General features: G+C 42.0%; 24 protein-coding genes and 2 pseudogenes. 8 read left to right on the plus strand and 18 right to left on the minus strand.

Annotation, left to right across the window (positions count from 1 at the left end):
* Positions 1 to 4: 4 nt before the first annotated feature.
* Complete coding sequence (locus tag SORDD16_RS00610) at positions 5 to 1,054, minus strand: ABC transporter permease (RefSeq protein WP_061451938.1); 1,050 nt, start codon at positions 1,052 to 1,054, stop codon at positions 5 to 7.
* Positions 1,051 to 1,782, minus strand: a complete 732-nt coding sequence (locus tag SORDD16_RS00615) for an ABC transporter ATP-binding protein (protein ID WP_061451939.1) — start codon at positions 1,780 to 1,782, stop codon at positions 1,051 to 1,053. The genes SORDD16_RS00610 and SORDD16_RS00615 overlap by 4 nt, the downstream gene beginning before the upstream one ends.
* 67 nt (positions 1,783 to 1,849) lie before the next feature.
* On the opposite strand from SORDD16_RS00615, the gene SORDD16_RS00620 reads away from it, so the two are divergent.
* The 3 genes from SORDD16_RS00620 (at position 1,850) to SORDD16_RS00630 (ending at position 3,270) form a co-directional block, all read left to right on the plus strand.
* Positions 1,850 to 2,260: an HIT family protein gene (locus SORDD16_RS00620; protein WP_061451940.1), complete on the plus strand. Its 411-nt coding sequence runs from the start codon at positions 1,850 to 1,852 to the stop codon at positions 2,258 to 2,260.
* Between the two features lie 9 nt (positions 2,261 to 2,269).
* The gene (locus SORDD16_RS00625; RefSeq protein WP_061451941.1) at positions 2,270 to 2,548 is read left to right on the plus strand and encodes a hypothetical protein; all 279 of its coding nucleotides are present in this window, start codon (positions 2,270 to 2,272) and stop codon (positions 2,546 to 2,548) included.
* A gap of 62 nt (positions 2,549 to 2,610) precedes the next feature.
* Positions 2,611 to 3,270 carry a hypothetical protein gene (locus SORDD16_RS00630; RefSeq protein ID WP_061451942.1) on the plus strand — a complete coding sequence of 220 codons (660 nt, stop codon included), beginning with the start codon at positions 2,611 to 2,613 and terminating at the stop codon, positions 3,268 to 3,270.
* Between the two features lie 77 nt (positions 3,271 to 3,347).
* On the opposite strand, the gene dnaJ is transcribed toward SORDD16_RS00630, so the two are convergent.
* From dnaJ to SORDD16_RS00700, 14 genes and pseudogenes are all read right to left on the minus strand, one after another.
* Complete coding sequence (gene dnaJ, locus SORDD16_RS00635) at positions 3,348 to 4,484, minus strand: molecular chaperone DnaJ (RefSeq protein ID WP_001066316.1); 1,137 nt, start codon at positions 4,482 to 4,484, stop codon at positions 3,348 to 3,350.
* A 270-nt stretch (positions 4,485 to 4,754) separates the two neighbouring features.
* On the minus strand, positions 4,755 to 5,204 hold the full coding sequence (locus SORDD16_RS00640) for a hypothetical protein (RefSeq protein ID WP_061451944.1): 450 nt from the start codon (positions 5,202 to 5,204) through the stop codon (positions 4,755 to 4,757).
* The gene (gene dnaK, locus SORDD16_RS00645) at positions 5,204 to 7,027 is read right to left on the minus strand and encodes a molecular chaperone DnaK (protein ID WP_061451946.1); all 1,824 of its coding nucleotides are present in this window, start codon (positions 7,025 to 7,027) and stop codon (positions 5,204 to 5,206) included. The genes SORDD16_RS00640 and dnaK overlap by 1 nt, the downstream gene beginning before the upstream one ends.
* A 43-nt stretch (positions 7,028 to 7,070) precedes the next feature.
* Positions 7,071 to 7,334 (minus strand): hypothetical protein, encoded by a 264-nt coding sequence (locus SORDD16_RS00650; protein WP_061451947.1) that lies wholly within the window; start codon positions 7,332 to 7,334, stop codon positions 7,071 to 7,073.
* Between the two features lie 16 nt (positions 7,335 to 7,350).
* Positions 7,351 to 7,866 carry a nucleotide exchange factor GrpE gene (gene grpE, locus SORDD16_RS00655; RefSeq protein WP_061451948.1) on the minus strand — a complete coding sequence of 172 codons (516 nt, stop codon included), beginning with the start codon at positions 7,864 to 7,866 and terminating at the stop codon, positions 7,351 to 7,353.
* 38 nt (positions 7,867 to 7,904) lie between these two features.
* The gene (gene hrcA / locus SORDD16_RS00660) at positions 7,905 to 8,939 is read right to left on the minus strand and encodes a heat-inducible transcriptional repressor HrcA (protein WP_061451949.1); all 1,035 of its coding nucleotides are present in this window, start codon (positions 8,937 to 8,939) and stop codon (positions 7,905 to 7,907) included.
* Positions 8,940 to 9,099: 160 nt separating this feature from the next.
* Positions 9,100 to 9,611: pseudogene (locus tag SORDD16_RS00665) on the minus strand (DUF2812 domain-containing protein).
* A 280-nt stretch (positions 9,612 to 9,891) separates the two neighbouring features.
* Positions 9,892 to 10,149 (minus strand): annotated as a pseudogene (locus SORDD16_RS11480) (DUF2812 domain-containing protein); the annotation flags it as partial.
* Positions 10,150 to 10,220: 71 nt separating this feature from the next.
* Positions 10,221 to 10,541 (minus strand): PadR family transcriptional regulator, encoded by a 321-nt coding sequence (locus tag SORDD16_RS00675; RefSeq protein ID WP_061451950.1) that lies wholly within the window; start codon positions 10,539 to 10,541, stop codon positions 10,221 to 10,223.
* A 113-nt stretch (positions 10,542 to 10,654) separates the two neighbouring features.
* Positions 10,655 to 12,001, minus strand: a complete 1,347-nt coding sequence (gene glnA, locus SORDD16_RS00680) for a type I glutamate--ammonia ligase (protein WP_061451951.1) — start codon at positions 11,999 to 12,001, stop codon at positions 10,655 to 10,657.
* Positions 12,002 to 12,037: 36 nt separating this feature from the next.
* On the minus strand, positions 12,038 to 12,394 hold the full coding sequence (gene glnR, locus SORDD16_RS00685; protein WP_038805783.1) for a transcriptional repressor GlnR: 357 nt from the start codon (positions 12,392 to 12,394) through the stop codon (positions 12,038 to 12,040).
* Between the two features lie 76 nt (positions 12,395 to 12,470).
* Entirely contained in the window at positions 12,471 to 12,998 is a 528-nt protein-coding gene (locus tag SORDD16_RS00690; RefSeq protein ID WP_061451952.1) for an FUSC family protein, read from the minus strand.
* 135 nt (positions 12,999 to 13,133) lie between these two features.
* Positions 13,134 to 14,333: a phosphoglycerate kinase gene (locus SORDD16_RS00695; protein WP_061451953.1), complete on the minus strand. Its 1,200-nt coding sequence runs from the start codon at positions 14,331 to 14,333 to the stop codon at positions 13,134 to 13,136.
* Positions 14,334 to 14,616: 283 nt separating this feature from the next.
* Positions 14,617 to 19,068, minus strand: coding sequence for an endo-beta-N-acetylglucosaminidase (locus SORDD16_RS00700; protein WP_061451954.1), 4,452 nt, complete (start codon positions 19,066 to 19,068; stop codon positions 14,617 to 14,619).
* Between the two features lie 340 nt (positions 19,069 to 19,408).
* On the opposite strand from SORDD16_RS00700, the gene SORDD16_RS00705 reads away from it, so the two are divergent.
* Positions 19,409 to 21,040, plus strand: coding sequence for a Na/Pi cotransporter family protein (locus tag SORDD16_RS00705; RefSeq protein ID WP_061451955.1), 1,632 nt, complete (start codon positions 19,409 to 19,411; stop codon positions 21,038 to 21,040).
* Between the two features lie 96 nt (positions 21,041 to 21,136).
* Here SORDD16_RS00705 and SORDD16_RS00710 read toward each other — a convergent pair whose 3' ends face one another.
* A complete protein-coding gene (locus SORDD16_RS00710) occupies positions 21,137 to 21,433 on the minus strand; it encodes a bacteriocin immunity family protein (RefSeq protein ID WP_061451956.1) in 297 nt (98 codons plus the stop codon).
* 21 nt (positions 21,434 to 21,454) lie between these two features.
* Positions 21,455 to 22,519 (minus strand): glutamyl aminopeptidase, encoded by a 1,065-nt coding sequence (gene pepA, locus SORDD16_RS00715; protein WP_061451957.1) that lies wholly within the window; start codon positions 22,517 to 22,519, stop codon positions 21,455 to 21,457.
* 218 nt (positions 22,520 to 22,737) lie between these two features.
* Here pepA and SORDD16_RS00720 point away from each other — a divergent pair, with 218 nt between their 5' ends.
* The 4 genes from SORDD16_RS00720 (at position 22,738) to SORDD16_RS00735 (ending at position 26,462) form a co-directional block, all read left to right on the plus strand.
* Positions 22,738 to 23,697, plus strand: coding sequence for an ABC transporter permease (locus SORDD16_RS00720; RefSeq protein ID WP_061451958.1), 960 nt, complete (start codon positions 22,738 to 22,740; stop codon positions 23,695 to 23,697).
* Positions 23,687 to 24,643, plus strand: a complete 957-nt coding sequence (locus SORDD16_RS00725) for an iron chelate uptake ABC transporter family permease subunit (RefSeq protein WP_061451959.1) — start codon at positions 23,687 to 23,689, stop codon at positions 24,641 to 24,643. Before SORDD16_RS00720 ends, SORDD16_RS00725 begins: the two co-directional genes overlap by 11 nt.
* Positions 24,640 to 25,392: an iron ABC transporter ATP-binding protein gene (locus SORDD16_RS00730; protein ID WP_061451960.1), complete on the plus strand. Its 753-nt coding sequence runs from the start codon at positions 24,640 to 24,642 to the stop codon at positions 25,390 to 25,392. Before SORDD16_RS00725 ends, SORDD16_RS00730 begins: the two co-directional genes overlap by 4 nt.
* Before the next feature lie 98 nt (positions 25,393 to 25,490).
* On the plus strand, positions 25,491 to 26,462 hold the full coding sequence (locus SORDD16_RS00735) for a siderophore ABC transporter substrate-binding protein (protein ID WP_061451961.1): 972 nt from the start codon (positions 25,491 to 25,493) through the stop codon (positions 26,460 to 26,462).
* Positions 26,463 to 26,486: the final 24 nt, after the last annotated feature.

Consider the following 26,486-nt stretch of genomic DNA (forward strand, 5'->3'; position numbering starts at 1 on the left):
TAGTCTATTCGTCAACCAATCTTTTTAGTTGGTAAGGCAAATAAAACAATTGTAGGAAGAGACTAGCCCCTACAAGAGCCAACAAGGCTATTTTCTCTTGAAAAACCACTGCTCCGACCAGCAATTCCAGCAAAAGAACTGCACTTCCCACACCAAGCACAATCTGTTTCAATCCCTTCTCTTTCTCCCCTTTTTCTAGTGGAAATAGCTGAGTCAAGTACTGGTAGTCAAAGGCATGATAGAGGGCGAGTAACTGAAAGAGCAGGAGATAGTTAAATAAAACTACTACTGCTGTCGCGATCCAAGCTTGCTCGATAAAAATCACAGCTAACAAGGATAGGAAGAGGAGGCGGAGACTGAGGGCAAAGAGGTCTCCATTTCGCAAGTAAGAACGAAGATAGAGGTTTTGCCAAATTTTCCCAGGTACCTTCTGAACAGTCTTTAGGATAAAATCCAGATAAGCGCGACGTTTGACACTATTTGAAACGCCCTTGACCTGAGTAAAGAGAGCAAAGAAACGAAGCAAAACTTGCTTGCGCTTGCTTTCTTGGGCGATCACATAGTCCCAGTCAATTCCGTTCTCAGTAAAAAATTTACTGGCTTTTTGGCGAAAGAGGAGATATTTTCCAGCTCCCAATAAAAGCACATAGATGAGAAAGACTGGCAAGCTATAACCCATGGCTAAAAATAAGGGCGCAAATAAAAGCAAGAAAAGGGTTTGGACAAAGAGCCAAAAGACCAGTGAGCGCACTGTCTGACCTTTGAGGTGAGACTTAACCTCCTCTTCACTGACTAAGAGAAAGAGCTTGTCAGGTCCTTCCATGTAGGTCGCGATTCCTCCCCAAGCCAAAAGTAAGACAGAGACAATCCCCAAAAACAAGAGGATAGGCCAGTGATTTTCAGGAAAATGTTGCAAGAGTTGACTGTGCTGGTAAGCCAGAAAACCGATGAGAACCAGCAGGAACAAGACAAAGTGGTCATTTAGAACATAACGCAGATAACCGACACACTCCTTACGAAAAGCCTGCTTTCTCTTTAAAAACAAGTCTTTCATAGCTCCTCCTCTTTGGTCAGAGCCAAGTAAATATCATTCAAACTCGCTTCAGGCATGTCAAAGGCTTTACGGAGTTGCTGGAGGTTCCCCTGAGCCCGCACCTCTCCCTTGTGGAGAATGACAAAGGCATCACACATCTTTTCTGCTGAGTCTAGCACGTGTGTACTCATGAGAATGGACTTGCCTTTTTTCTTTTCTACTTCTAGAAGCTGAATCAAGTCAGAAATAGCCAGCGGATCGAGCCCAAGGAAAGGCTCATCTACGATAAAGAGGCTCGGATCCACGACAAAGGCACAGATAATCATGACCTTCTGCTTCATCCCTTTTGAGAAATGAACTGGAAACCAGTCTAATTTTTGGTCCAAACGGAACATTTTTAACAAAGGTTCCACACGCTCAAAAGCCACTTTTTGCTCAATACCATAGGCCATGGCAACCGTCTCGATATGCTCTCTGAGGGTCAATTCCTCATACAAGCTAGGCGTTTCTGGGATATAGCCAATCTGCTTACGATAGCTGGTCGCATCTTCTCGCAGGGTTAAACCATTAATCTTGATTTTCCCACTATAAGGTGTCAGAAGACCGATAATTTCATTGATTGTCGTTGATTTCCCAGCACCATTGAGACCAATCAAACCGACCAACTGCCCACTTTCAACTGTAAAGGACACATCTTTCAAGACAGGAACGTGAACATAGCCTCCTGTCAGGTTTTTAATTTCTAACATATTTTCTCCGAATCTGGTATAATGTAGCTATATTATATCAAAATTCAATACAGTAGAGGTGGATTTTATGTCAGATTGCATTTTTTGTAAGATTATCGCAGGGGAGATTCCTGCTTCAAAAGTATACGAGGATGAGCAGGTTCTTGCCTTTCTTGATATTTCTCAAGTAACGCCTGGACACACCTTAGTCGTGCCAAAAGAGCACTATCGCAATCTTTTGGAGATGGATGCCACCAGCGCCAGCCAACTCTTTGCACAAGTGCCAACAGTGGCTCAAAAAGTCATGAAGGCTACCAAAGCTGTCGGCATGAATATCATTGCCAACTGTGAGGATGTTGCTGGTCAAACGGTCTTCCATACCCATGTGCACCTCCTACCTCGCTACGGTACAGAAGATGACCTAAAGATTGACTTTATCGCTCACGAACCTGACTTTGACAAACTTGCCCAAGTCGCTGAAAACATTAGAAACGCTTAAGGGGTTGCCATGAAACTATCAAATCTATTGCTATTTGCAGGAGCTGCAGCCGGAAGTTATTTTGTCGTAAAACATCGCCAAGCCATCACAGAGGAGTTTATGGATACTAGCGACCGTGTCGAGGCTATGAAGGAGGATTTGGATGTCATTCAAAATAGCCTGCAAATCATCGACCAACAAAAAGCCCTTATCAAGGAATACCAAAAAGATTTGACCTACAAGTTCAAAGTCTTGGAAAAGGATTTCCAAACCAGAATGGCAGTCCTCCAAGAAGAAAATCAAGGATAAGAGAGTCTCCAACTTTCCTTAAACTCTTTTTGGATACTAGGTTTGAACAGAAAAGGGAGGAAATGAAAGTGAAACAGTTTTTAAAAGTTCTAGCGAAGGTCATCGCGATCCCTTGTGGTTGCCTCTGCCTGCTTGCAGCCCTAGCATTTCTACTACTTGTGAATCTTTTCAAGGCCTCCCCGAGTGACATCCAAAAAGGGAATGACGACTTAAAACAAATCTTTACCTCCCTTGACATGCCTCCTGAGAAAGTAGAATCAAATGGGAGGTATCAATTCGAGGGTGGAGGTTTAAATTTTTATGTCACTTTCTCAGATGAGGTCATCAATAGCCACCCCGTCCTAAAAGAAAGTCCAAAACTCACCAAAAACCGACTCGAAATCTATGTCCTACAGGCAGGAGATATCTCTTACTATAAAGTAGGAGACAACTTGTTCAATCATGGCTTATTCCAATTTTTAGAGGAGGAAAGTGAAAAGTATCTCCAAGAAAAAGGAAAGACATTTAACCCTAATTACTCACTTCTCTTTTGGAATAATCAGGAAAGTTTTAAAAAGGGAATTTCATTCTATGAAAAAGCTTTGACCTTGGTAGATATTCAGGATAACTCGGCGATCAAACACATTGATTCTATCACAGTTAAGCCTGGCAAAGAAGCAGAAATCAAGCAACTCATTCAGGACATGGATGCAGCTGGCTTGCTCACTCAAAAGTACAAATAGTAGACTAACTGGAAAATGATTTTTCGACACTAAATTTTCAATGATAACAAAAAAAGAGCCAATCGGCTCTTTTTACTTTATTCTCCTTCAAAGGCATCTTTTATATGGTCAAAGAAGCCTTTTTTCTTTGGATTGACTTTCAAGTCGCCTGCAGCTGCGAACTCTTTAAGGGCTGCTTTCTGACGATCGTTCAAACCTGTCGGTGTTACAACATTGACAGTAACGTATTGGTCACCAACGGCACCGCCACGAAGGCTCGGTGCTCCCTTACCACGTAGACGGAATTTCTTGCCAGTCTGAGTTCCCTCTGGGATGACCAATTCAACATCACCATGCACGGTTGGAATTTCCACAGTATCACCAAGAGCAGCTTGGACAAAGTTGAGGTTCAGATTGTAGAAGATAGTCGTTCCTTCACGTTCAAACTTATCGCTTGCTTCTACAGAAACCACCACGTACAAGTCACCATAAGGTCCACCGTTAAAGCCTGCTTCACCTTGACCCGCTAAGCGGATTTGTTGGCCTGTTTCCACACCAGCAGGGATTTTTACATGTACGCTATGAGCCTGTTTTTCATGACCTGTACCGTGACAAGTTGTACATGGATCTTTGATTTCTTTTCCACGACCATGACAGACATCACAGGTTACTTGACGACGCATCATACCTAGTGGTGTCTGAGTATCAACGTTAATGACACCAGCGCCATGACAGCGTCCACAAGTGACTGGACTTGTTCCTGGCTTAGCACCAGATCCGTTACATGTACGACAGCTGGCTTCACGATTGTACTTAACTTCCTTTTCTGTTCCGAAGATAGCTTCTTCAAAGGTCAAATTCACACGGTACTGGAGGTCATCCCCTTGACGAGGAGCGTTTGGATTGCGCGAAGCTCCGCCTCCGCCAAAGAAACTTGAGAAGATATCTTCAAAACCACCAAAACCACCTGCTCCGTCAAAGCCACCGAAACCGCCAGCACCACCAAAGCCACCGTTGGCACCCGCAGCCCCATATTGGTCGTAGGCTGCACGTTTTTGGTCGTCACTCAAAGTTTCATAGGCTTCTTGAACTTCCTTGTACTTTTCCTCAGCACCAGGCTCCTTGTTGATATCTGGGTGGTATTTTTTCGAAAGCTTACGATAAGCCTTTTTGATCTCGTCTGCCGAAGCGTTTTTTGACACCCCCAGACGATCATAAAATTCAGTATTGTTCATACAAGATACTAAGAGCGAACAGAAAGCGACTGAAATTTAGGAAACCGACAAGAAATCCTGATTTCTTAGGAGGTTTATCTAATTTCCAAGCTTTCCGCTCGAGTTCAATTACGAACACCCTTATTCCTTTCTGTTAATATTGCGGAATGAAACCACGATTTAGGTCGGATTCAATTCCTTTCTTTTATATTGATAAGACAAATCCCAAACAAATTAGGTTTCATCCCTTTTTATCGAAAAACAGAGGCTGGGTTGCAACCTCTGGATATTTCAATTTATTTCAAAGTTTTCTAAAAACACAATTGCTTTATTTTGGTTTATAATCTGCTTCCTTCGTTTTGAATTAAACTTATGATAATTTTGTAAATACATTATTACCAATACTATCGTTAAAGCTCCTGCAACATACGATATTATCGATGGAATAATTGAACTATTCTCTTGAAGTCTTGGAAAAATGCTAATTGTTAACAATGATATTAAGGAAGGGAAGAAAATTCCCCAGAATATATTATTTATAATTCCAATATCATTTTCCTTATACGCATGCTCTGCAAGAATATTGACTTTATACTCTCGTAATCCCTCTTCTTGACCGAGTTGAAAATGATTTTTTATTTGATTTTCGAGCTCAGTATAATCCTCAGTTGCCAGTTTTATAAACTTATCATACTGTTCTTTAGAATCTATGACTGCAAAAAGATTAATATTTGTGTTCATTATTTCTCCGTAAACTCTCCGTCTACGACGTCATCGCCTGCGTTTCCTGTTGTTTGTGCGCCTTCTGCTCCTGCTTGAGCTTGTTGAGCTGCTGCGGCTTGTTCGTAGAGTTTCACAGCAAGGCCTTGAGCTTTTTCGTTCAATGCTTCAAGTTTTGCTTTCATTTCATCCAAGTTATTGTCTTCTTGCGCTTTCTTAAGGTCATCAAGGGCAGCTTGAGCAGCGTCGCGTTCTGCGTCAAAGCCTTTTCCTTCAGTTTCCTTGATAGTCTTTTCAGTCGCAAAGATAGCTTGGTCTACTTCGTTACGAAGGTCAACTTCTTCCTTACGTTTCTTATCTGCTTCAGCGTTAGCTTCTGCATCTTTCATCATGCGGTCGATTTCTTCATCAGTTAAACCTGAGTTTGATTGGATGACAATAGTTTGTTCTTTTTGAGTTCCAAGGTCTTTGGCCTTAACAGATACGATACCGTTCTTGTCGATGTCAAAGGTTACTTCGATTTGAGGAATTCCACGAGGTGCAGCTGGGATATCAGTCAATTGGAAGCGTCCAAGAGTCTTGTTATCTGCTGCCATTGGGCGTTCACCTTGAAGAACGTGGATATCAACGGCTGGTTGGTTGTCTGCCGCAGTTGAGAAGACTTGTGATTTAGATGTTGGAATAGTAGTGTTGCGGTCGATAAGTTTTGTGAAGACACCACCCATTGTTTCGATACCGAGTGACAATGGTGTTACGTCAAGAAGGACAACGTCTTTAACATCACCAGTGATGACACCACCTTGGATTGCAGCACCCATAGCAACTACTTCGTCAGGGTTTACTGATTTGTTTGGTTCTTTACCAGTTTCAGCCTTCACAGCTTCTACAACGGCTGGAATACGAGTAGAACCACCAACAAGGATAACTTCGTCGATTTCTGACAAGCTCAAACCTGCATCTGAAAGGGCTTGACGAACTGGAACTTTTGTACGCTCTACAAGATCACGAGTCAAATCGTCAAATTTCGCACGAGTCAAAGTCATTTCCAAGTGAAGAGGTCCAGCCTCACCTGCAGTGATAAATGGCAAGCTGATTTGAGTTGAAGTTACACCAGAAAGGTCTTTCTTAGCTTTCTCAGCCGCATCTTTCAAACGTTGCATTGCCATCTTGTCAGTAGACAAGTCAATACCGTTTTCTTTCTTGAATTCTGCTACTAAGTGGTCGATGATTTTTTGGTCAAAGTCGTCACCACCGAGTTTGTTGTCCCCTGCAGTTGACAATACGTCGAAGACACCGTCACCCAATTCAAGGATAGATACGTCGAATGTACCACCACCAAGGTCGAATACCAAGATTTTTTCTTCTTTGTCAGTCTTGTCCAAACCATAAGCAAGAGCTGCTGCAGTTGGTTCGTTGACGATACGTTCTACTTCAAGACCAGCGATTTTACCAGCGTCTTTAGTTGCTTGACGTTGCGCATCGTTGAAGTAAGCTGGAACTGTGATAACAGCCTTAGTTACTTTTTCACCAAGGTAATCTTCAGCGTAACCTTTCAAGTATTGAAGGATCATAGCTGAGATTTCTTGTGGAGTATATTCTTTTCCGTTAGCAGAAACTTTTTCAGAAGTTCCCATCTTAGATTTGATAGAGATAACTGTATCTGGGTTTGTGACTGCTTGGCGTTTTGCAGCATCACCGACAATGATTTCACCGTTTTTGAATGATACTACAGATGGAGTTGTGCGGTTTCCTTCTGGATTTGCGATGATTTTGCTTTCAGTTCCTTCAAGAACTGCAACTGCTGAGTTTGTTGTACCTAAGTCAATACCGATAATTTTGCTCATTTTGTTTTCCTCTTTAGATCTTTAATATTATTAACTATAATTATTATGGTTGCCAATAGCGGAATGATTCTGGGAAATCTGGATTTCCTTCCTCGTATTCATAATCAGATGGCACTCCAACTTCATCTAATTTCTCATAAATATTTTCTGTGTTAAAATCAATTCCTAACTCATCTAACACTTCCTCCCCATGTTCAGTTCTAAAACTGTCCCAATCAATATAATTTCCATATACGAAGTCATCATTTCCTACATTAGTATAAACGTAGTCCGCAATAATTTCTTTCCAATTTTCAAAATTAAACATAACCCTTTTATCCTCTCTAGTTATACACCACTACCATGGCTGGGCGTAGGATGCGGTCATGAAGTTTGTAGCCTTTTTGGAAGACTTGGGCGATGGTATCCGCTGGATGTTCGTCATCTGCTGGAAGAGTCTGGATGGCCATATGGTAGTTATGGTCAAATGCTCCGTCCGCTGCTATTTCTTCAATTCCTTCTTCTTTCAAAGCATGAATCAAGCTCTCTTGCACCATTTCCAAGCCCTTCTTCACATCATCTGTCAAACCTTCAACTGCTAATGCACGTTCTAGATTGTCGAGCGATGGTAAGATTGCTTTTGCCAAGTCCTGACTACGATAACGTTGCAAGTTTTGACGTTCTTCATTGGCACGGCGTTGAATATTTTGCATCTCCGCATGAGCGCGAAGGTATTTATTTTCAAACTCGTCCGCACGTTCATTTGCCAAGTCTAGCTCTGACTTTTCAGGAGTTGTTTCTTCAGTCGTTTCAACAACTTCCTCTTCTTTTACTTCTTCGTTTTTTGTTTCCTCAGACATTTTTCGCCTCCTTTTTAGGAATTTATGTAATTTCATGTTCAACTCACCTCATAGTGATTACTACTCAAATAGCGGTAGAAATCTGTGAGTTTCATAGTTAGGACTCGATTGACAACATTGAGTTGATTGACCAATTGCTGGTAATCCAGATTGATCGGACCGATAATCGCTAGAATTCCAAAACCTCGATAAGGAATGAGGAACTTACTGCTAATCACTGCTAGGTCTGCCAAACAAGACTCTTGACTATCTGCAACACGGACGCTTTGCATCTGATCTTCATGCAGACCTTCACGAATCTCCAGAGCTACCTTTTGCAGTTGGTCAAAGAACTGATAGGCTGCTAGATTAGCAAAATTCAAGAGATTGACCTTGCCCGATACCACAATGTTTTCGTTGAACATTTCCTTAAAGATGTGTTCAAAGAGATCCATGACATTGTCCGTTGTTGTAAAGTAACGCTGGATAATCTGTGGAATCTCCGTCCGAATCTTGTAGTGAATATCTAGAACTGTGTGCCCCAGGAAGCGTTCCTGAATGATTGCCTTAAGCTTCAGCAAATCCTCCTGCAAGAAGTTCCTTGGAATCAGAAACTGACTGGTAACCGTTCGAGACTCATCAAGTGTAAAAACTGCAAGAGCAGTATGTTGTCCCAAAACAACGATATCAAAGGCTGTCAAACGTTGCCTACTGGGCTCAACATCTAGCGCTACAACTGTGCAGCCACTCAAGTCTGTCAAGACATTAGCAGCTTCTTGTAGAATATCCTCCAGTTTGAAGAATTCCTGATCAAAGGCTTTGACAATCTCATAGACCTCATTTTCAGCTAGTCTGTCAAAATCCAGCGAGTGTTTCACATAGTACTGAAAACCAGCAACACTTGGCATCCGACCACTGGAAGTATGAGCCTTCTCAAGCAAACCTTGCTTTTCGAGAGCCGCCATATCATTACGAATGGTTGCACTGCTAGAGTTGATAGACTCTTGCAAGGCTTTGGATCCGACAGGTTCGTGCGTTTTGGTAAAGATGTCAATAATCAGATTTAAAATATCCTGCTGACGCTCTGTAACCATCTCATCACTCCTCTCTGTCTGATCGATTAGCACTTTGTATGTCCAAGTGCTAACTCATGATTCTATTATACACCCTTAGAAGAGAATGTCAAGACAAAAACTCAAAAAATTAGCACTCTTTTATTAAGAGTGCTAAAAATCAGTCTAAAGACCTAGAAACTTACTTTTCATCAATTTGGTATTTCCTTTTAAGTCTGAAAAAACCATAGATTAGATAAGAAATTAAGCAAGCATATAACAAGAAAATAATAAAGAAAGACTGAGACAAGTTTTCTCGATACAAACTCATGCAAACAACAAGACCACCTAAGAAAGTAGCTGTACATGAACGAAGTCTAGACCGCATAACTTCCCATCTGAGCCCCTTATTCATATAGACTTGCTCTTCCGGAAGTAAATCAGAAGATGATTTACGAAGAATTGAACAAAAAACTGTTTCTATCGATTCCCAACCTCTATTTCTAAAATCTTGCAGTTCATGCTTACACTTTTTAAGATTGCGAGAATCATAGATATGATAGATGACATCATCTGGTTGGCATTGTTCAAAATAAAAAAACCAAAACGGTTAGTTCTATACCTCCAGCCTTTCAAGTGCATCTCACGCAAATACTCTTCTTCCTTGTCCAAATCAATAATGGTGAAAATCCGAAATTGTACTTTGCTATTCATTGTCCGACCTCCAAATCAGAAAACATACATGGTTTTATTTGTCAGATATTTCTTTCCATTTTTGAAACAATTTCCAAAAAATATAAGAAATCTGAATCGCATGAACTATCAATAAAACACCATTTATTATAACAATCAAAAATACTTCCCAACTGAAAGAACTACCTCCAGTGACAGACTTTGAGAAAACCGGTAGTAGAGCTAAAAAGAGAAGCAAAATAGGAAGCATCCGCCTCGTTAAAATCCGTTTGACCATAGCTAACTTCCCGGTCGCGTCATTATAAATTTCAAACTCAGTACCCGACTCAATTTGAGAATAAGGTTTTCTAAAGTAGGAAAAACTATTAAAGTCTGTAATATGCTCCCAGCCACAGTCTTTAAACAGTTGTAAATAGGAGGCTCTCTCTGATTTTTTCATGGGATAAAAGTCCAACTGATAAGACACCTGCTCTGGTTGGCACTTTTCAAAAGTATACTTAACCGCAACTACTAAGTTAGAGTAGGTTACTTCCTTGAGTTTCCAGCCCTCAGCATGCATTTCCCCAAAGTATAAAGCCTCTCAATCATAATCTGCAATTGTAGATATCCGATATACAACCTTCTTTTCCATCATCCTTCCTCCTGACTGTTTCTATAGAGCCGTTCGATTCGTTTCAATTCTATCTCCAAAACCTTGCGTCCCAAGTCTGTGATCTGATAGATTTTACGCTTCTCCTCTTCTCGGACAAAGGAAATCAAACCATCCTTTTCCATTTTTGACAAGGTTCCATACATAGTTCCAGGACTGATCGAAACTTGCGAATCTGTCATCTCCTTGACCTTTTGCGTAATACTGTAACCATGACCTTTCTTTTGCAAACAGAATAAGATATAAAATCCTGTTTCCGTCATGGGAATATAAACTCGACGAATCTTATCCGTTAATTCCATTTATAACCACCTTCTATTTAGTTCGATATATCGCATCTCGTTATATATAATATATCACACCTCGATATAAAACATAAGAAAAAAGATCACCCTCAGGCAATCTTTATTCTTTATTAGTAAAGATCCAAATAGTTATCAATTTCCCATTGGGAGACAAAGGTTGCGTAGCTTGCCCATTCGATTCGTTTGGCTTCAAGGAAGCTTGTGTAGATGTGTTCACCTAGAGCAGCCTTAACAACTTCGTCTTCTGTGAGAGCTTTGAGGGCATTGTGGAGAGTTGATGGTAGATCAGTAATCCCTGCTTCTTTGCGCTCTTCTGCTGTCATGATGTAGATATTTTCTTCGATCGGAGCTGGAGCTTCGATTTTATTTTCAATTCCACTTAATCCAACTTCTAGAAGGACAGCCATAGCGATATAAGGGTTCGCCATTGGGTCTACTGAACGCAATTCCAAACGAGTTCCCATACCACGTGAAGCTGGCACTCGCACAAGTGGCGAACGGTTACGACCTGCCCAAGCGATATAAACAGGAGCTTCATAGCCTGGAACCAAGCGTTTGTAAGAGTTAACCGTTGGGTTCATGATGGCAGTATAGTTGTAAGCATGCTTGATCAAACCACCAAGGAAGTGGTAGGCCGTTTCTGACAACTGCATGCCTTTTGGATCATTTGGATCAAAGAAGGCATTGTTTCCTTCTGCATCAAATAAGGACATGTTGCAGTGCATACCGGATCCAGCAATACCAAATTTTGGTTTAGCCATAAAGGTTGCGTAAAGCCCATGTTTGCGAGCAATGGTTTTCACAACAAGTTTAAAGATTTGAATCTTATCGCAGGCACGGAGAACTTCATCATACTTGAAGTCAATTTCGTGTTGTCCAACCGCAACCTCGTGGTGACTCGCTTCTACTTCAAATCCCATTTTGGTCAAGACATTGACAATCTCACGACGCGTATTGTCCGCAAGGTCCGTAGGCGCCAAATCAAAGTAGCCACCCTTGTCATTTACTTCAAGGGTTGGGTCCCCATTTTCATCCAATTTAAATAGGAAGAATTCTGGCTCTGGACCAAGGTTGAAAGATTTGAATCCCGCTTCTTCCATGTGACGAAGCGCACGCTTCAGATTGCCACGAGGATCACCTGCAAAGGGTTCGCCTTCTGTTGTATAGACATCACAGATCAAACCTGCAACACTTCCATTTTCATCCCCCCAAGGGAATACTGTCCATGTATCCAAGTCTGGATACAAGTACATATCTGACTCATTGATACGTACAAAACCTTCAATAGAAGATCCATCAAACATAGCCTTGTTTGACAAGACTTTATCTAACTGTTCATCTGTAGCAGGAATTTCGACGTTCTTCATGGTTCCCAAGATATCTGAAAACATGAGACGGATAAAGGTAACATTTTTTTCCTTGACTTCACGACGAATATCTGCAGCTGTGATTGGCATGGGTTTTCTCCTTAATATCTGACTACTTGCGATTGCCTAACCGCGACCAAAAGGTGACTGCGCTGAAGCAAAGCGCCCCTGCTGGAGGAGTTCATTGTGAAGTGCACGACGCACTTCCGTCTGACTCACGGCTTTCTTGGACTTCGCCTCACGTTCAGCATATTTCTTCTTAATGGCAGCGATATTAAAACCTTCAGAGATATAATCTTTGATTTCAAGCAAACGATCCATGTCATTCAATGAATACATGCGACGGTTTCCTTCGTTTCGATCAGGTTTAATCAACTCTTGATCTTCATAATAACGAATCTGACGCGCCGAGAGATCGGTCAATTTCATAACACTGCCGATAGGAAAAACAGCCATATTTCGGCGAAATTCTCTTTCCTTCATTTACAATTTCCTTCTTTCTGTCTATTATAGTCTAAAAAAAGACAAACGTCAACGAATAATGTCATAAAATGTAACATTATTTTCTTTTTTTCTCCCAAAAGAGTTTCAGTTGCTCAATATCATAATTCACAAGGATTGCGACAAAAACTCCCATAAATGTTTCAAATACGCGCGCAAACACGTACAAAAATGTTTCTCCGCTTGGTATTGATAGGGTAATAATCAACATAGCCGCTACACCACCAATAACTCCTGCCTTGTTGTTCATGGCAACATTTGTCATAATGGTTAACATGGTGCAAATTGGAACAACTAGTAAGGTTACCCAAAAGGCTCCATGAAATAAAGTGTTTAAGAGGAAAAAGACAAGGGCGTAAAAACCGCCAATACTGTTTCCTAAGATACGCGAAGTTCCAAAATGGACGCTCTTATCAAAGCTTTCTCGTAGACTGAAGACCGCTGTTAACGCTCCAATTTGAAGCCCCTTCCAGCCAAAAAATCCGAAAAGAAGGAGCACCAAAAAAACAGCAATACCTGTTTTAAAAGTTCGCATGCCCAGTTTAAACTGTGACTTATCAAATTTATATTTTTTAAAATAACTCATAATCTCAACTTTCTATTTCCATTTTATCATAAATCGGTGATTTTTATGAGCAATAGTTGAGAGGAAGCGTTTTTATTTCGAGTAAAAGAAAAGAGGAACTTTCATCCCTCTCTTCTTTGATTTGGTTATAAAATCTTATTTTTCTGTAAGCGCTGCAAGTCCTGGAAGAACTTTACCTTCAAGAAGTTCCATTGATGCTCCACCACCAGTAGAGATCCATGAGAACTTGTCTGCACGTCCGAGGTTGATGGCTGCCGCAGCTGAGTCACCACCACCGATGATTGATTTCACACCTGGTTGTTTCACGATTGCGTCCATGACACCGATTGTACCAGCTTGGAAGTCAGGGTTTTCAAATACACCCATAGGTCCGTTCCATACAACTGTTTTTGCACCAGTCAAGGCTTCATCAAATTTAGCAATAGATTTTGGACCGATATCCAAACCAAGGAATCCAGGATCTACTGCTTCACCTTCAGTGTCTTTTACTTCAGTGTAGCCTGCAAAAGCATTCGCTTCTTTTGAGTCAACTGGTAAGATCAATTTGCCGTTTGATTTTTCAAGAAGAGCTTTCGCCACATCCAATTTATCTTCTTCTACAAGTGAGTTACCGATTTCGATACCTTGTGCTTTGTAGAATGTGTAAGTCATCCCACCACCGATCAAAACTTTATCAGCTTTTTCAAGCAAGTTTTCGATAACACCAATCTTATCAGAAACTTTTGAACCACCAAGGATGGCTACGAATGGACGTTCTGGAGCTTCAACTGCTTCTTGGATGTAAGCAATTTCGTTTTCAAGAAGGAAACCAGCAACTGCTTTTTCAACGTTTGCTGAGATACCAACGTTAGATGCGTGTGCACGGTGAGCTGTACCGAATGCATCGTTTACGAAGATACCATCTCCAAGTGATGCCCAGTATTTACCAAGCTCAGGATCATTTTTAGATTCTTTTTTGCCGTCAACATCTTCGAAACGAGTGTTTTCAACCAAGAGAACTTGTCCGTCTTCAAGAGCGTTAACAGCTGCTTCCAATTCAGCACCACGAGTCACACCTGGGATGAAGACAACGTCTTGACCCAATTTAGCAGCCAAGTCAGCCGCTACAGGAGCAAGGGATTTGCCTTCTTTATCCGCTTCTTCTTTTACACGTCCAAGGTGAGAGAAGAGGATTGCACGTCCGCCTTGTTCAAGGATGTACTTAATCGTTGGAAGGGCAGCAGTGATACGGTTATCGTTAGTGATCACGCCATCTTTTACAGGTACGTTGAAGTCAACACGAACGAGAACTTTTTTCCCTTTCAATTCAACGTCTTTAACAGTCAATTTTGCCATTTGGAAAGACTCCTTCTTTTTTTATACGTGTTAATTATATCACAAAATCAACAAAAGAGATAGCAAAACCCTAAACTTTTCTAGTTCTTTCTTATAATTGAAACTAGCATTTTTTAAAATAAAAACTAGAAAAACCTTGTTAAATAACTGATTATTGAAAGGAAGACTAGCTCATTTACTCATTCTTTCACTGATTTCTACTAGTTAAAACAAGGTCTGACTGATTTGCCGTCAAACCTTGTTTTTTAGTTTTTATGAGAAAATTCAAGATTCGTAAATTCGATTAATCTTCTCTCTTCTTCCTAGCAAGCAAACCGTAGCCACTCATTACTCCGAGAAGTCCCAGTGCTACCAGACTGACATCTGTTTCTACACCAGTATTTGGCAGTTGGTTGCTTGCTGCTTCACCTTTTGCTGATACTGCTAAAGGCGCTTGATCCCTTGTTTGTGAGACTTGCTCTTCTTTCGTTCCAACTTCGGTGATTTCTGGAATTGCTTCCTTGAGAACTTCGGTCGAACGGAGAGTCCGTTTGCCTTGGGCATCCACTTCTATAAAGTGACGAACTTGGCCTTCAACTCCAGCTTGTACAACACGGCGTTGGCCTTTGAGAAGCTCGGCATTTGGTCGTTCTTGGCGTTCAAAGGCTGTTGTTTCAGTTTCAACAACTAGTTCAGGGAGAGCTTCAACTGTTGGGGCCACTTCATTTGGATCCATGCTTCCAACATGATGACTTTCTTCTGCGGGGGCTAGTTTCTTATTCAACTTTTCTTTCATTTCCGCAAAAGCTTGTGGAGTTGGCATCTCTGAAGCCAACAAAGTTTCTGCTTGTTCAATCAAGTCAGCTTTAGAATCTTTTTCACGGACGGATTCAAGCAAGCCTTCTAATTCTTCTCTAGCAGTTTGATAACGTTGATTTCCATCCAAGTCTGCGCCTGCTTGTTTCAACTCATTCAAAGCCCGGTTGACTTCTTCTTGGTTAGCATTATGATTTTCTACTACAGCTTTCGCTGCATTGAGCTTCTCTACTAGTGCTACTTGTTTATCCTCACTTGAGAAGGTGTAGGTAAGAGTTGACTGACGACCTTGGGCAGCAGTGATTTCTTGTTTGAGGTACTCATCGTTGACAGCTGCTTTTGGAGAAACCAAAACATCAAACTCAGCGGTGTGCCCCTTGTAATGCAAGGTCAAAGTCTGACGACCAGTCTTTTGAGCATCGTAGCCCGTAATTTCAACACCTTGGTCTGTGAAAGTGTGCGTTTCTTCTGTCTCGTCATCATAGAGAACGCCGAAGCGACCTTCTGCAAGATCCAGTTGCTCTCCTACTAGATAGTCTGTTTTCGGTTTCTGAGTAATGTACAATCCTGCTACTTCTTTTGATTTTCCTTCATCTTGACCTGTCACTTGTACCTTCAAGTCACCAGTAACTGGAAGTCCAAGATAGCTGACTGTGAGCTTTTGTTCCCCTTTTTGTCGAGCGTCGTAGCCAGATACCGTCACACCTGAGTGAGTGAGGTTAATCAGCTCATCGGCTTGTCCCCCTTCGTATTGAACACGGAGAGTGCCACCTCTAAGGTCAAGTTTTTCTCCCTCTTTGTAAACCGTCTTCTTAGGTCCTTTTTCAAGGCTAACCGCAGCAATTTTTCTCTCATCCTGCGGAATCGCTACTGCCAAGGTGTTACTGATTTCTTTGCCAGGTAGTTGGGTACGATAGTAGAGGAGAGTTGGTTGTTTAGCAAAAGCTAATGGTGCTGTTGCCATATCGCCACCATTTTCAGACTTCAAGGTTGCAATTGGCGTTTGAGAATCTGCCTTGTCATAAACGGTGATAGTTGCACCTGCTGGAACATCTGAGAAACCAAGTTGAACTTGATGGTTTCCAAGTGAACGTGCTGCGACCTTAGCCATCGGAATATTTTGGCTCTCAGTATCTAGACTTTCGTACATTCTCCAGTTATAGATACGAATGGCTTTCCAAGGAGTTCCGTTATCAGAAGTGAGGATATTTAAGCGCCACTCTTGAGCTGTAATTGGTTTATCTAGGGTCACATCGGTTACATGGGCTTTGTTTCCACGAATTTCCTTTGCTAGTTTCCATTCGCCGTCTGTATCCTTATAATAAAGATCAAAATCCTTGGTATTCATCAAGCCGTCATTAACCGACTCACCACCTGCTCCTGCGTGATCCATCGCCCATCTCACAATGCGTCGAGGTTGGGTCAAACGAATATCGACACTACCGCTCAATTGTCCAGAAGACCACTTGTCTGATAGACTCGTGATAGTGCCATTTAGCATGCCTTCAATTCCTTCTCCGCCGTCCGATTGTGGGAAAGTACTACCGGTAACGGTTGCTCCTGGAACGATATTTTCAGCCAATGGTCTTGGAAGAGTTGTGTCCTGAACCGTCATGCCCCAGTTAAAGAATGTCGTCGCCACTTCAGAACGAAGTCCATTTTTACCAACTGCAACAACTTTCAATTCCTGAGTCGTACCAGTCGCATTAGCAGAGCGGCTAACTTTTGGCAAGTAGATAGTGGAAGCAGATGATCCTGTCAACAAACGCCAGTTATCTCCATCTTTTTCGTAGACTTCATAGAAATCTGCATCTTGGTTACCCGCAAACTGGACCACTGCTTCAGCTTCTTGGGCATTCTTAAGGGATTGTTTCACTACAGAGAAGCCTGTTGGTGCTTGGGGTGATTGGTGATTGTCCGAAATTGTTAATTGACCTAGGTTGAACCGATAATCTTTTACAGCTCCTTCATGCTCAAAGAAGAGTTTAGCCGCATAGATGGTTTTACCTGCTAGTGAGCCAAGGGCAATTTCTTCATTTGTCCAGTTATCAGATAAAGTCAGTTCTTTCCATGCATCTGCATCATCAAATTTGTAGTCTGGTGTTGTAGAGAAAGCCATATAAACTTTAGAGCCTTTTCCTCCCTTGTGAGCAACACGAAGTTTAGTGTTTTCGGTCACTTCTAGCTTGGTAGAATACAAATTCACATCCTGATCCGTCTTACCAGTTACATCACCTGAGAATTTAAGGGAGTTTCCACCATTGTAGGCGTCTGTAAAGTCATACTCTGCACGGAGTTTCTCACCTGTTGAAGTTTGCCACCAACGCCAAGTTGGCAAGACACCTGAAACAGAACGGTAGTTCCACTCAGAATCCTTAGAAACTTTGCCGTCGACAAACCACTTTCTACCATGACCTGTATTAAAGGAAGTAGTGAATGTCCGGCCTACTGCTGGCGTGCGGTCAGCGACCAAGTTGGCAATCCCATACCACTCTTTGTCGTCTGGTTTTTGAGCAGTTGGATCACCTTGATAACCTGTGAAAAAGATATCTTCATTTTTGTGGTAGTCTTCACCAGTTTTTCCTAAACTAGTAATGGTATCTGGAGCAAAAAGACCAAGAGAAAGACGTAATTTCCCTCGCTCATCAAAGAGGGCATCCCAGTTAACCTTTGTTCTATAAGATCCTCCTTGTTGCAACTCTAATCCTGCAAAAACATCATATTGACTCCGTTCAATCCATTTAGCCATGGCAACCGTATAGTCATTTTTTTCTTTATCCCAGTTAAAGTTGGCAAAAAATTGGTCAGCGGGAACCTTATCACCTTCTTTTTGCATGAATTGGTAATTGTTATCATCTAATCCATCATAGTGCCAACGACCGTATTTGTAGGTCATGGCATCGTACCAAGCATACTTGATAGGGTGATTGACTTTAGCTGCGTATTCTTTTGTATAGAGCATGAATTGGCGCATTTTTTCACCAAGAGGTTCTACCAATTCACCCGTTGTTTCTTGGTTGATAAAATACCCATCATAACCATAGTATTTTGCTAAGTCAACGAGTTTTCGAGCGATTGGGAACGTTCCATCTGCATCCTGTTTTAAGGCTTCCGCAAACCGTTCTTGGTCTGCAATGCTATTAGACCAATTGAAAAAGAGGGTACCATAAACGGGAACTCCGTTGCGGTGACCGGCATCAATGACATCTGGAGTTGGAACTAAGCCTTCCCAGAAAACCATCGAATCCAAGTATTGCCAGTAGTCAAAAGCGTAGGCCTTGAATTCTTCTCCGCCGACAGATGCATGGTCTTTAGCCTTTGAGTTGGTGTTTGCTAGTGCTTGAACTTTGGCTCTTCTACTAGCTTTTTCATTAACCAACTGGCCTCTATGGCGCTTGGCGAGTTCAACTGAGGAACGGTTGATGGCATCATCCTCACGCGCACCCGGTTCCCATTTGAGCAAATCCTCCCAAGTATCAAATTTGATTTCTTTAGGTCGGAGACTCTTTTCTTCATTTTTAGGAACATCTGCTAGAGTCGGTTTGTCGGCTTTCTTCTCAACCACTTGAGGAGCTTCCTCTGGTTTGACTTCTTCTTTTTCAGTTGGTTGAGCAGTTTTTTCAGCTTTATCTGTCGGAGTTGGCTTCGCTTCTTCTTTTTCATTAACCAGATCCGTTATTGTTGGAGTGTTTTCTGAAATTGGTTGCTCAGCTACTTTATTTTCCGTTTTCTCTAATTGTTCTCCGATAGTAGGAGTATCCGCAGTTTCATTGATATTTGTAACAGGAGCACTCATATTTGCAGTTGCTTCAGGAGCAGAAACTTGTTCGGCAAGAGCTGGACTCGCAAATAAAGCTGAACCAATCATCAAAGAACAAGCTCCGATTGATAGCTTACGAATACTGTAACGACAACGTTTTTCATAGAATAGATTTTTCATCTTTTCCTCCTAATAAGATTGAAAGTAAGCGTTTTACTTTTTGATAAAAAGTAACTGTTCTCATGCCAAGACATCAGAACAGGATCATCTTCATTTTATCTCATATGAAAGCGATGTCAATCTATTTAATATAAAAACTATAACTAGGATAAAAAACAGTTAAATTTGGATACAATTTATTTAGGCATCTATATTTGAGGTAGAATCTCCCTTTTGACAAAATTTTTAAAAAAGTTAGTTATTTCTTACTAAAATAACGGAAAAACACTTGTGAGATTTCCTATTATCCTTTAAAATATAATAGGAGAAATTCCGCGATTATTTTTCGGAGGAAAAAGAAATGTCCATTAATTGGCAGGAAATTTTATTTCACTTTTTAGGAGGTCTAGGACTGTTTTTATACAGTATCAAGACCATGGGAGACGGTTTGCAACAAGCTGCTGGAGATCGCCTTCGGTTTTACATTGACAAGTACACTAGCAATCCCTTTTTAGGTGTTCTAGTTGGAATTGTCGTGACTGCCCTCATTCAGTCCAGTACAGGGGTTACAGTTATCACGGTCGGGCTGGTCAGCGCTAGTCTTCTCACTCTTCGACAGGCTATCGGAATTATCATGGGAGCCAATATTGGAACCACCGTTACTTCCTTTATCATCGGTTTCAAACTGGGCGAATATGCTTTACCCTTGATTTTCCTTGGAACCATGTTGCTCTTCTTTACAAAAAACAGAACAGCAAATAATATCGGGCGCATCCTGTTTGGTGTCGGGGGAATCTTCTACGCTCTCAACCTCATCAGTGCCGGTATGAGTCCGCTTAAAGATTTACCACAATTCAAGGAATATATGGTAACCTTGGGACAAAATCCTATTTTGGGAGTAGTAGCCGGTGCAGTGATTACCGTCCTCATCCAGGCTTCCTCGGCTACAATCGGGATTTTGCAAGGCCTTTATGCAGGTGGGTTCCTTGACCTTAAAGGTTCACTACCAGTTCTCTTCGGGGATAATATCGGGACAACCCTAACCGTTATCATTGCGGCAGCTGGAGCCAACATCTCCGCTAAACGTGTTGCGGCAACCCATGTTACCTTTAACGTTTTAGGAACCATCCTTTGCTTAATTTTATTAGGCCCCTTCACTGCGATGATCGAGTATTTCCAAGCTTTACTTCATCTCTCACCTGAGATGACCATCGCCTTCTCTCACGGTGCCTTTAACGTAAGTAATACCATTGTACAATTTCCATTCATCGGAGCCTTGGCCTACTTTGTAACCAAGCTCATCCCTGGTGAAGATGAAGTTGTTAAGTACGAGCCCCTTTATCTGGACGAACAACTTATCCAGCAATCTCCTTCTATCGCTCTCGGAAATGCCAAAAAGGAACTCTTGCACTTGGGGAACTATGCAGCCAAAGCTTTTGACCTTTCTTATACCTATATCATCGGTTTGGATGAAAAGGTAGCTGAAAAAGGGCACAAAACAGAGGAAGCCATCAATACCATCGATGAAAAACTCACTCGTTACCTCATCAGACTCTCAAGCGAATCCTTGAGTCAAAAGGAAAGTGAAGTCTTGACTAACATTCTGGATTCATCCCGTGATTTGGAACGGATTGGGGACCACGCAGAAGGCTTGCTCAACCTAACAGACTACCTCCAACGTAAGAATGTTCAATTTTCTGAAGCTGCTTTAGAGGAATTAGCTGAGATTTATCAAGCAACAACTGCATTTATCAAAGATGCCCTTGATAGTGTGGAAAACAATGATATTGAAAAAGCTCAAAGTCTGATTGAACGCCATAAAGAAATCAACAATATGGAACGCGTCCTCAGAAAGACCCACATCAAACGCCTTAACAGGGGTGAGTGTTCTACACAAGCTGGGGTCAACTTCATCGACATCATTTCCCACTACACTCGTGTGTCTGACCATGCCATGAACCTAGCTGAAAAGGTCATCGCTGAACAAATTTAAGTACCTAAAAGCTATCCTGAATGGGATGGCTTTTTCGTCTCCTCATCAAGAATTTCTTTTCTAGCATATAGAAAAATGCTTTGATTCGCAGTGGAATCAAAGCATTTTAAAGAGTTCTCCAAACATAATAGCAGAAGCTGCAGTGCCTCTGTACTTGGCTTCTTCTCTTTTGATAAAGCGAGCCAAGTTGATCAATTCAGGTGCTGGGTGTTTGGGATTTTTGAACAGCTCACGATTAACCAGTCCCGAGAGACGAACTGTTAGTAATTGCTCATTTGTAGTAGGCAGTTTTTTAGCAGTCTCTAGGAGAGCAGCGACTAAATCTTCACTCAAGCCCTGACGGGCATGGTTGTAGAGATCTTTTATAAGACTTTCTAGATTTTCTTCTGCCATCCTGACCACCTTCCCTTATATTTAATAATGTTTAATCAAATCAACCGTTGAACGATCCAATTTTTTCACCAAGGCTTGCAAGAAAGCTTGGGCTTCTAGGAAATCATCCATCGCATAGAGGGTTTGATGAGAATGGATATAACGAGCGCAGACACCGATAGTTGTAGATGGGACACCGCCATTTTTCAGATGAGCTGCTCCAGCGTCTGTTCCACCTTTTCCACAGTAGTATTGGTACTTGATGCCAGCTTCTTCAGCCGTTGTCAAAAGGAAATCTTTCATGCCCGGGAGAAGCAAGTGACCTGGATCGTAGAAGCGAATCAAGGTTCCATCCCCAATCTTGCCTTGGCCACCATAAACATCACCTGCTGGCGAGCAGTCAACTGCGAGGAAGACTTCTGGGTCAAACTTAGTTGTAGAAGTATGAGCGCCACGAAGACCAACCTCTTCTTGGACGTTCGAGCCAAGATAGAGCTCATTTCCGAGTTTTTGACCTGACAAGGCTTCTGCAAGCTCGCTTACCATGAGGACACCGTAGCGATTGTCCCAAGCTTTTGAGATGATATTTTTTTCATTGGCTGTAAGGATTGCGCTACTATCAGGGACAATAGTATCACCAGGACGAATGCCAAAGCTTTCTGCCTCAACCTTATCCGCAAACCCACCATCAAAAATGATATCAGAGATAGCTGGCATGGTTGGTCCACCTGTACCACGCGTCAAATGTGGAGGGACAGAACCTGAAATCACTGGGATTTCACGACCGTCACGAGTAAAGAGTTTAAAGCGTTGACTGCTGACCACCATAGGGTTCCAGCCACCAATTTCAACCACACGGAAGGTTCCGTCTGGCTTAATCTCACTGACCATAAAACCAACTTCATCCATGTGAGAAGCGACCAAAACACGCGGTGCATCCGCAGCTTCTGAATGTTTAATTCCGAAAATACCACCCAAGCCATCTGTCACTACTTCATCCACATGCGGTGTCAACTTTTCACGAAGATAAGCACGGACGGGTGCTTCATGACCTGAGATCGCAGCAAGTTCTGTTACTTCTTTGATTTTTGAAAATAATGTTGTCATTTCAGTTCCTTCTTTCTGTCCTCCATTTTACCACTTTTTATAGGAGAAGGATAGTGAGAAGGTAGATTGGCTTTCACTAGCTTATCCTATAAAAGATAAGTTAAGGAGTTTTCTTTCTTTTTATTAAATTGTCAGAAAATTTATTGACAGATTAAAGAAATCGTGTTACATTATCTCCAAGGGTATTTTTATACCAAATATACATGAAAGGACGGGATATGAAACTTTCTCATTATTTAACTGGCTTACTTCTACTCCTGATCTTTCTCTCTATCAGCATTGGAACCAGTGATTTTTCTTGGGAAAAATTCTTTGCTTTCGACCAGCAGACTTGGCTTCTCTTTCAAGAGTCGCGTCTTCCACGGACGATTAGCATTCTCCTTGCAGCCTCTAGTATGAGCATGGCAGGACTCCTCATGCAGACCATTACTCAAAATCAGTTTGCTGCTCCGAGTACAGTTGGAACAACCGAAGCAGCCAAACTGGGAATGGTGCTGAGCCTCTTTTTCTTTCCGTCTGCGAGTCTGACCCAAAAGATGCTCTTTGCTTTTGGATCATCCATTTTATTTACCCTCTTCTTCCTGGCCTTTATGACTATTTTTTCTATAAAGGAAAGGTGGATGTTGCCCTTGATCGGGATCATCTATAGTGGGATTATCGGTTCTGTCACAGAAGTTATCGCCTATCGTTTCAATCTAGTTCAGAGTATGACTGCTTGGACTCAGGGTTCTTTTTCCATGATCCAGACTCATCAGTATGAGTGGCTCTTCTTTGGGTTGCTGATTCTGATAGCCGTTTGGAAATTGTCTAAGACCTTTACCATCATGAATCTAGGAAAAGAAGCTAGTGAGAGTTTGGGGATTTCCTACTCCCTACTTGAAAAACTGGCTCTCTTTCTGGTGGCGCTAACGACAAGTGTCACCATGATTACCGTGGGTGGCTTACCTTTTCTCGGGGTCATCGTTCCCAATCTCGTTCGCAAGCGCTATGGAGATAATCTGAGCCAAACCAAACTCATCGTCGCTCTGGTCGGTGCCAATCTGGTTCTGGCCTGTGACATCCTCTCTCGAGTCTTGATTCGACCCTATGAGCTGTCTGTCAGTCTCTTGCTAGGAATCATCGGTAGCCTCGTCTTTATCCTACTTCTATGGAGAGGGGGACGAAAAGATGCAGCTTAAAAGCAAACATACCAAACTCTTCTGGCTTCTCATTATTCTGGCCATCGGAGCTTGCCTCCTCTACTTTTGGCCTATCACCCAGCTGTCTGCCTTTGCCTGGAAACTGCGTTCCCAAAAAATCATCGTTTATCTCTTGGTAGCTATCGCGACAGGAATTTCGACCATTAGTTTTCAAACCCTGACGGAAAATCGCTTTCTGACGCCAAGTATTTTGGGAATTGAGTCCTTCTATGTCTTGCTACAGACCCTGCTACTGATATTTGAAAGCAAATTTCTACAGCTTGGAAAGTCTCCTATCTTAGAGTTCCTAGTCTTGCTTCTGCTTCAATCCCTCTTCTTTCTTGCCTTACAAGGCTACTTGAAGACGCTGATGAAGCAAGATCTGGTCTTCATCCTGCTAATCTGTCTAGCTCTCGGAAGTCTCTTTCGAAATATCAGTACCTTCCTCCAAGTCCTGATGGATCCAAATGAATACGATAAACTGCAGAACAGTCTCTTTGCCTCCTTTCAGCATCTCAACACTTCCATCCTAGCCATCGGTTCTCTGATCATCCTCGCTTTGACAATCTTTTTCTTTCGAAAAGCAGTTGTTCTAGATGTCTTGCACCTGCAAAGAGAAACGGCTCAGATATTGGGGCTCAATGTTGAAAAAGAACAGAGAGAGCTCCTCTGGGGCATCGTGCTTTTGACCTCAACGGCCACTGCCTTGGTAGGGCCTATGGCCTTCTTCGGCTTTATGCTGGCCAATCTCACCTACCTGATCATCAAAGATTATCGGCATAAGTTGCTCTTTATCGTAGTCATTCTGATTGGATTTATTAGTTTAACCTTGGGGCAAGCCCTCATCGAACGAGTCTTTGCGCTGGAAATTCGCATCAGTATGATCATCGAGAGCGTGGGTGGTTTCTTATTCTTTATCTTACTTTACAGGAGGACCCGTCGGTGAAACTGGAAAACATTGACAAATCCATTCAAAAACAGGATATTTTGCAGGGCATTTCGCTTAAAGTCAGTCCTCAGAAACTGACAGCCTTCATTGGTCCAAACGGTGCTGGAAAATCAACTCTCCTTTCCATCATGAGCAGACTGACCAAGAAGGATCAGGGAATTCTCAGTATCAAAGGTCGTGAAATCGAGAGTTGGAATTCGCAAGAACTGGCCAAAGAACTGACTATCCTAAAGCAGAAGATCAATTACCAAGCCAAATTGACTGTAGAAGAATTGGTCAGTTTTGGACGTTTTCCCTACAGTCGAGGTCGACTGAGAGCAGAAGACTGGGAAAAAATCCGAGAAACTTTGGACTATCTGGAACTGACCAACTTAAAAGACCGCTACATCGATAGTCTGTCTGGTGGGCAGCTCCAACGTGTCTTTATCGCTATGGTACTGGCCCAAGATACAGACTTTATCTTGCTGGACGAACCGCTTAACAATCTCGATATCAAGCAAAGCGTCAGCATGATGCAGATTCTTCGGCGACTGGTGGAGGAACTAGGGAAGACCATTATCATCGTCCTCCACGATATCAACATGGCTAGCCAGTATGCGGATGAAATCATTGCCTTTAAAGACGGTCAAGTCTTTTGCAAGGGAACGACTGCTCAAATCATGCAGGCTGACCTGCTCAGTCAACTCTATGAGATTCCCATCACGCTGGCTGATATCAATGGCAAAAAGATCTGTATCTTTAGCTAGACAATCAGAACTCATGTTAGAGAAACCTCAGTCTCTTAGCTAACAAGCCTATCTAAGAGACTCCCTAGATTGTTATCACATTTTAAAAAGGAGAAATCATGAAAACATCCCTTAAACTTTATCTCACTGCCCTAGTGGCCAGCTTCTTGCTCCTACTTGGTGCATGTAGTACAAATACAAACTCAAGCACTAGCCAGACAGAGACAAGTAGCTCTGCTCCAACAGAGGTAACCATCAAAAGTTCACTAGATGATGTCAAACTTTCAAAAGTTCCTGAAAAGATTGTAACCTTTGACCTCGGTGCTGCGGATACTATTCGTGCTCTTGGATTTGAAAAAAATATCGTTGGAATGCCGACACAAACGGTTCCGACTTACCTCAAAGATTTAGCCGGAAAAGTTAAAAATGTTGGTTCTATGAAAGAGCCTGATCTAGAAGCCATTGCCGCTCTTGAACCAGATTTGATCATTGCTTCACCACGTACACAAAAATTCGTAGATAAATTCAAAGAAATCGCTCCAACCGTCCTCTTTGAAACAGGAAAAGAAGACTACTGGACTTCAACTAAAACCAACATCCAATCACTAGCTGCCGCCTTCGGTGATACAGGTACACAGAAAGCCACGGAAGAATTGGCCAACCTAGACAAGAGCATCCAAGAAGTTGCTACTAAAAATGAAAGTTCTGACAAAAAAGCCCTTGCGATCCTCCTCAACGAAGGGAAAATGGCTGCCTTTGGTGCCCAATCTCGTTTCTCTTTCTTGTACCAAACCTTGAAATTCAAGCCAACTGACACTCAATTTGAAGACTCTCGCCACGGACAAGAAGTCAGCTTTGAAAGCATTAAAGAAATCAATCCTGACATCCTCTTTGTCATCAATCGTACCCTTGCCATCGGTGGTGACAACTCTAGCAACGACGGCGTCCTAGAAAATGCCCTCATCGCTGAAACACCTGCCGCTAAAAACGGTAAAATTATCCAACTAACACCAGACCTCTGGTATCTAAGCGGAGGCGGCCTTGAATCAACAAAACTTATGATTGAAGACGCTCAAAAAGCTTTGAAATAAGCAAGAAAACCCAGCATCAAATGA

It is taken from the genome of Streptococcus oralis (genome assembly GCF_001578945.1).
Classification (GTDB): Bacteria; Bacillota; Bacilli; order Lactobacillales; family Streptococcaceae; genus Streptococcus; species Streptococcus oralis_Q.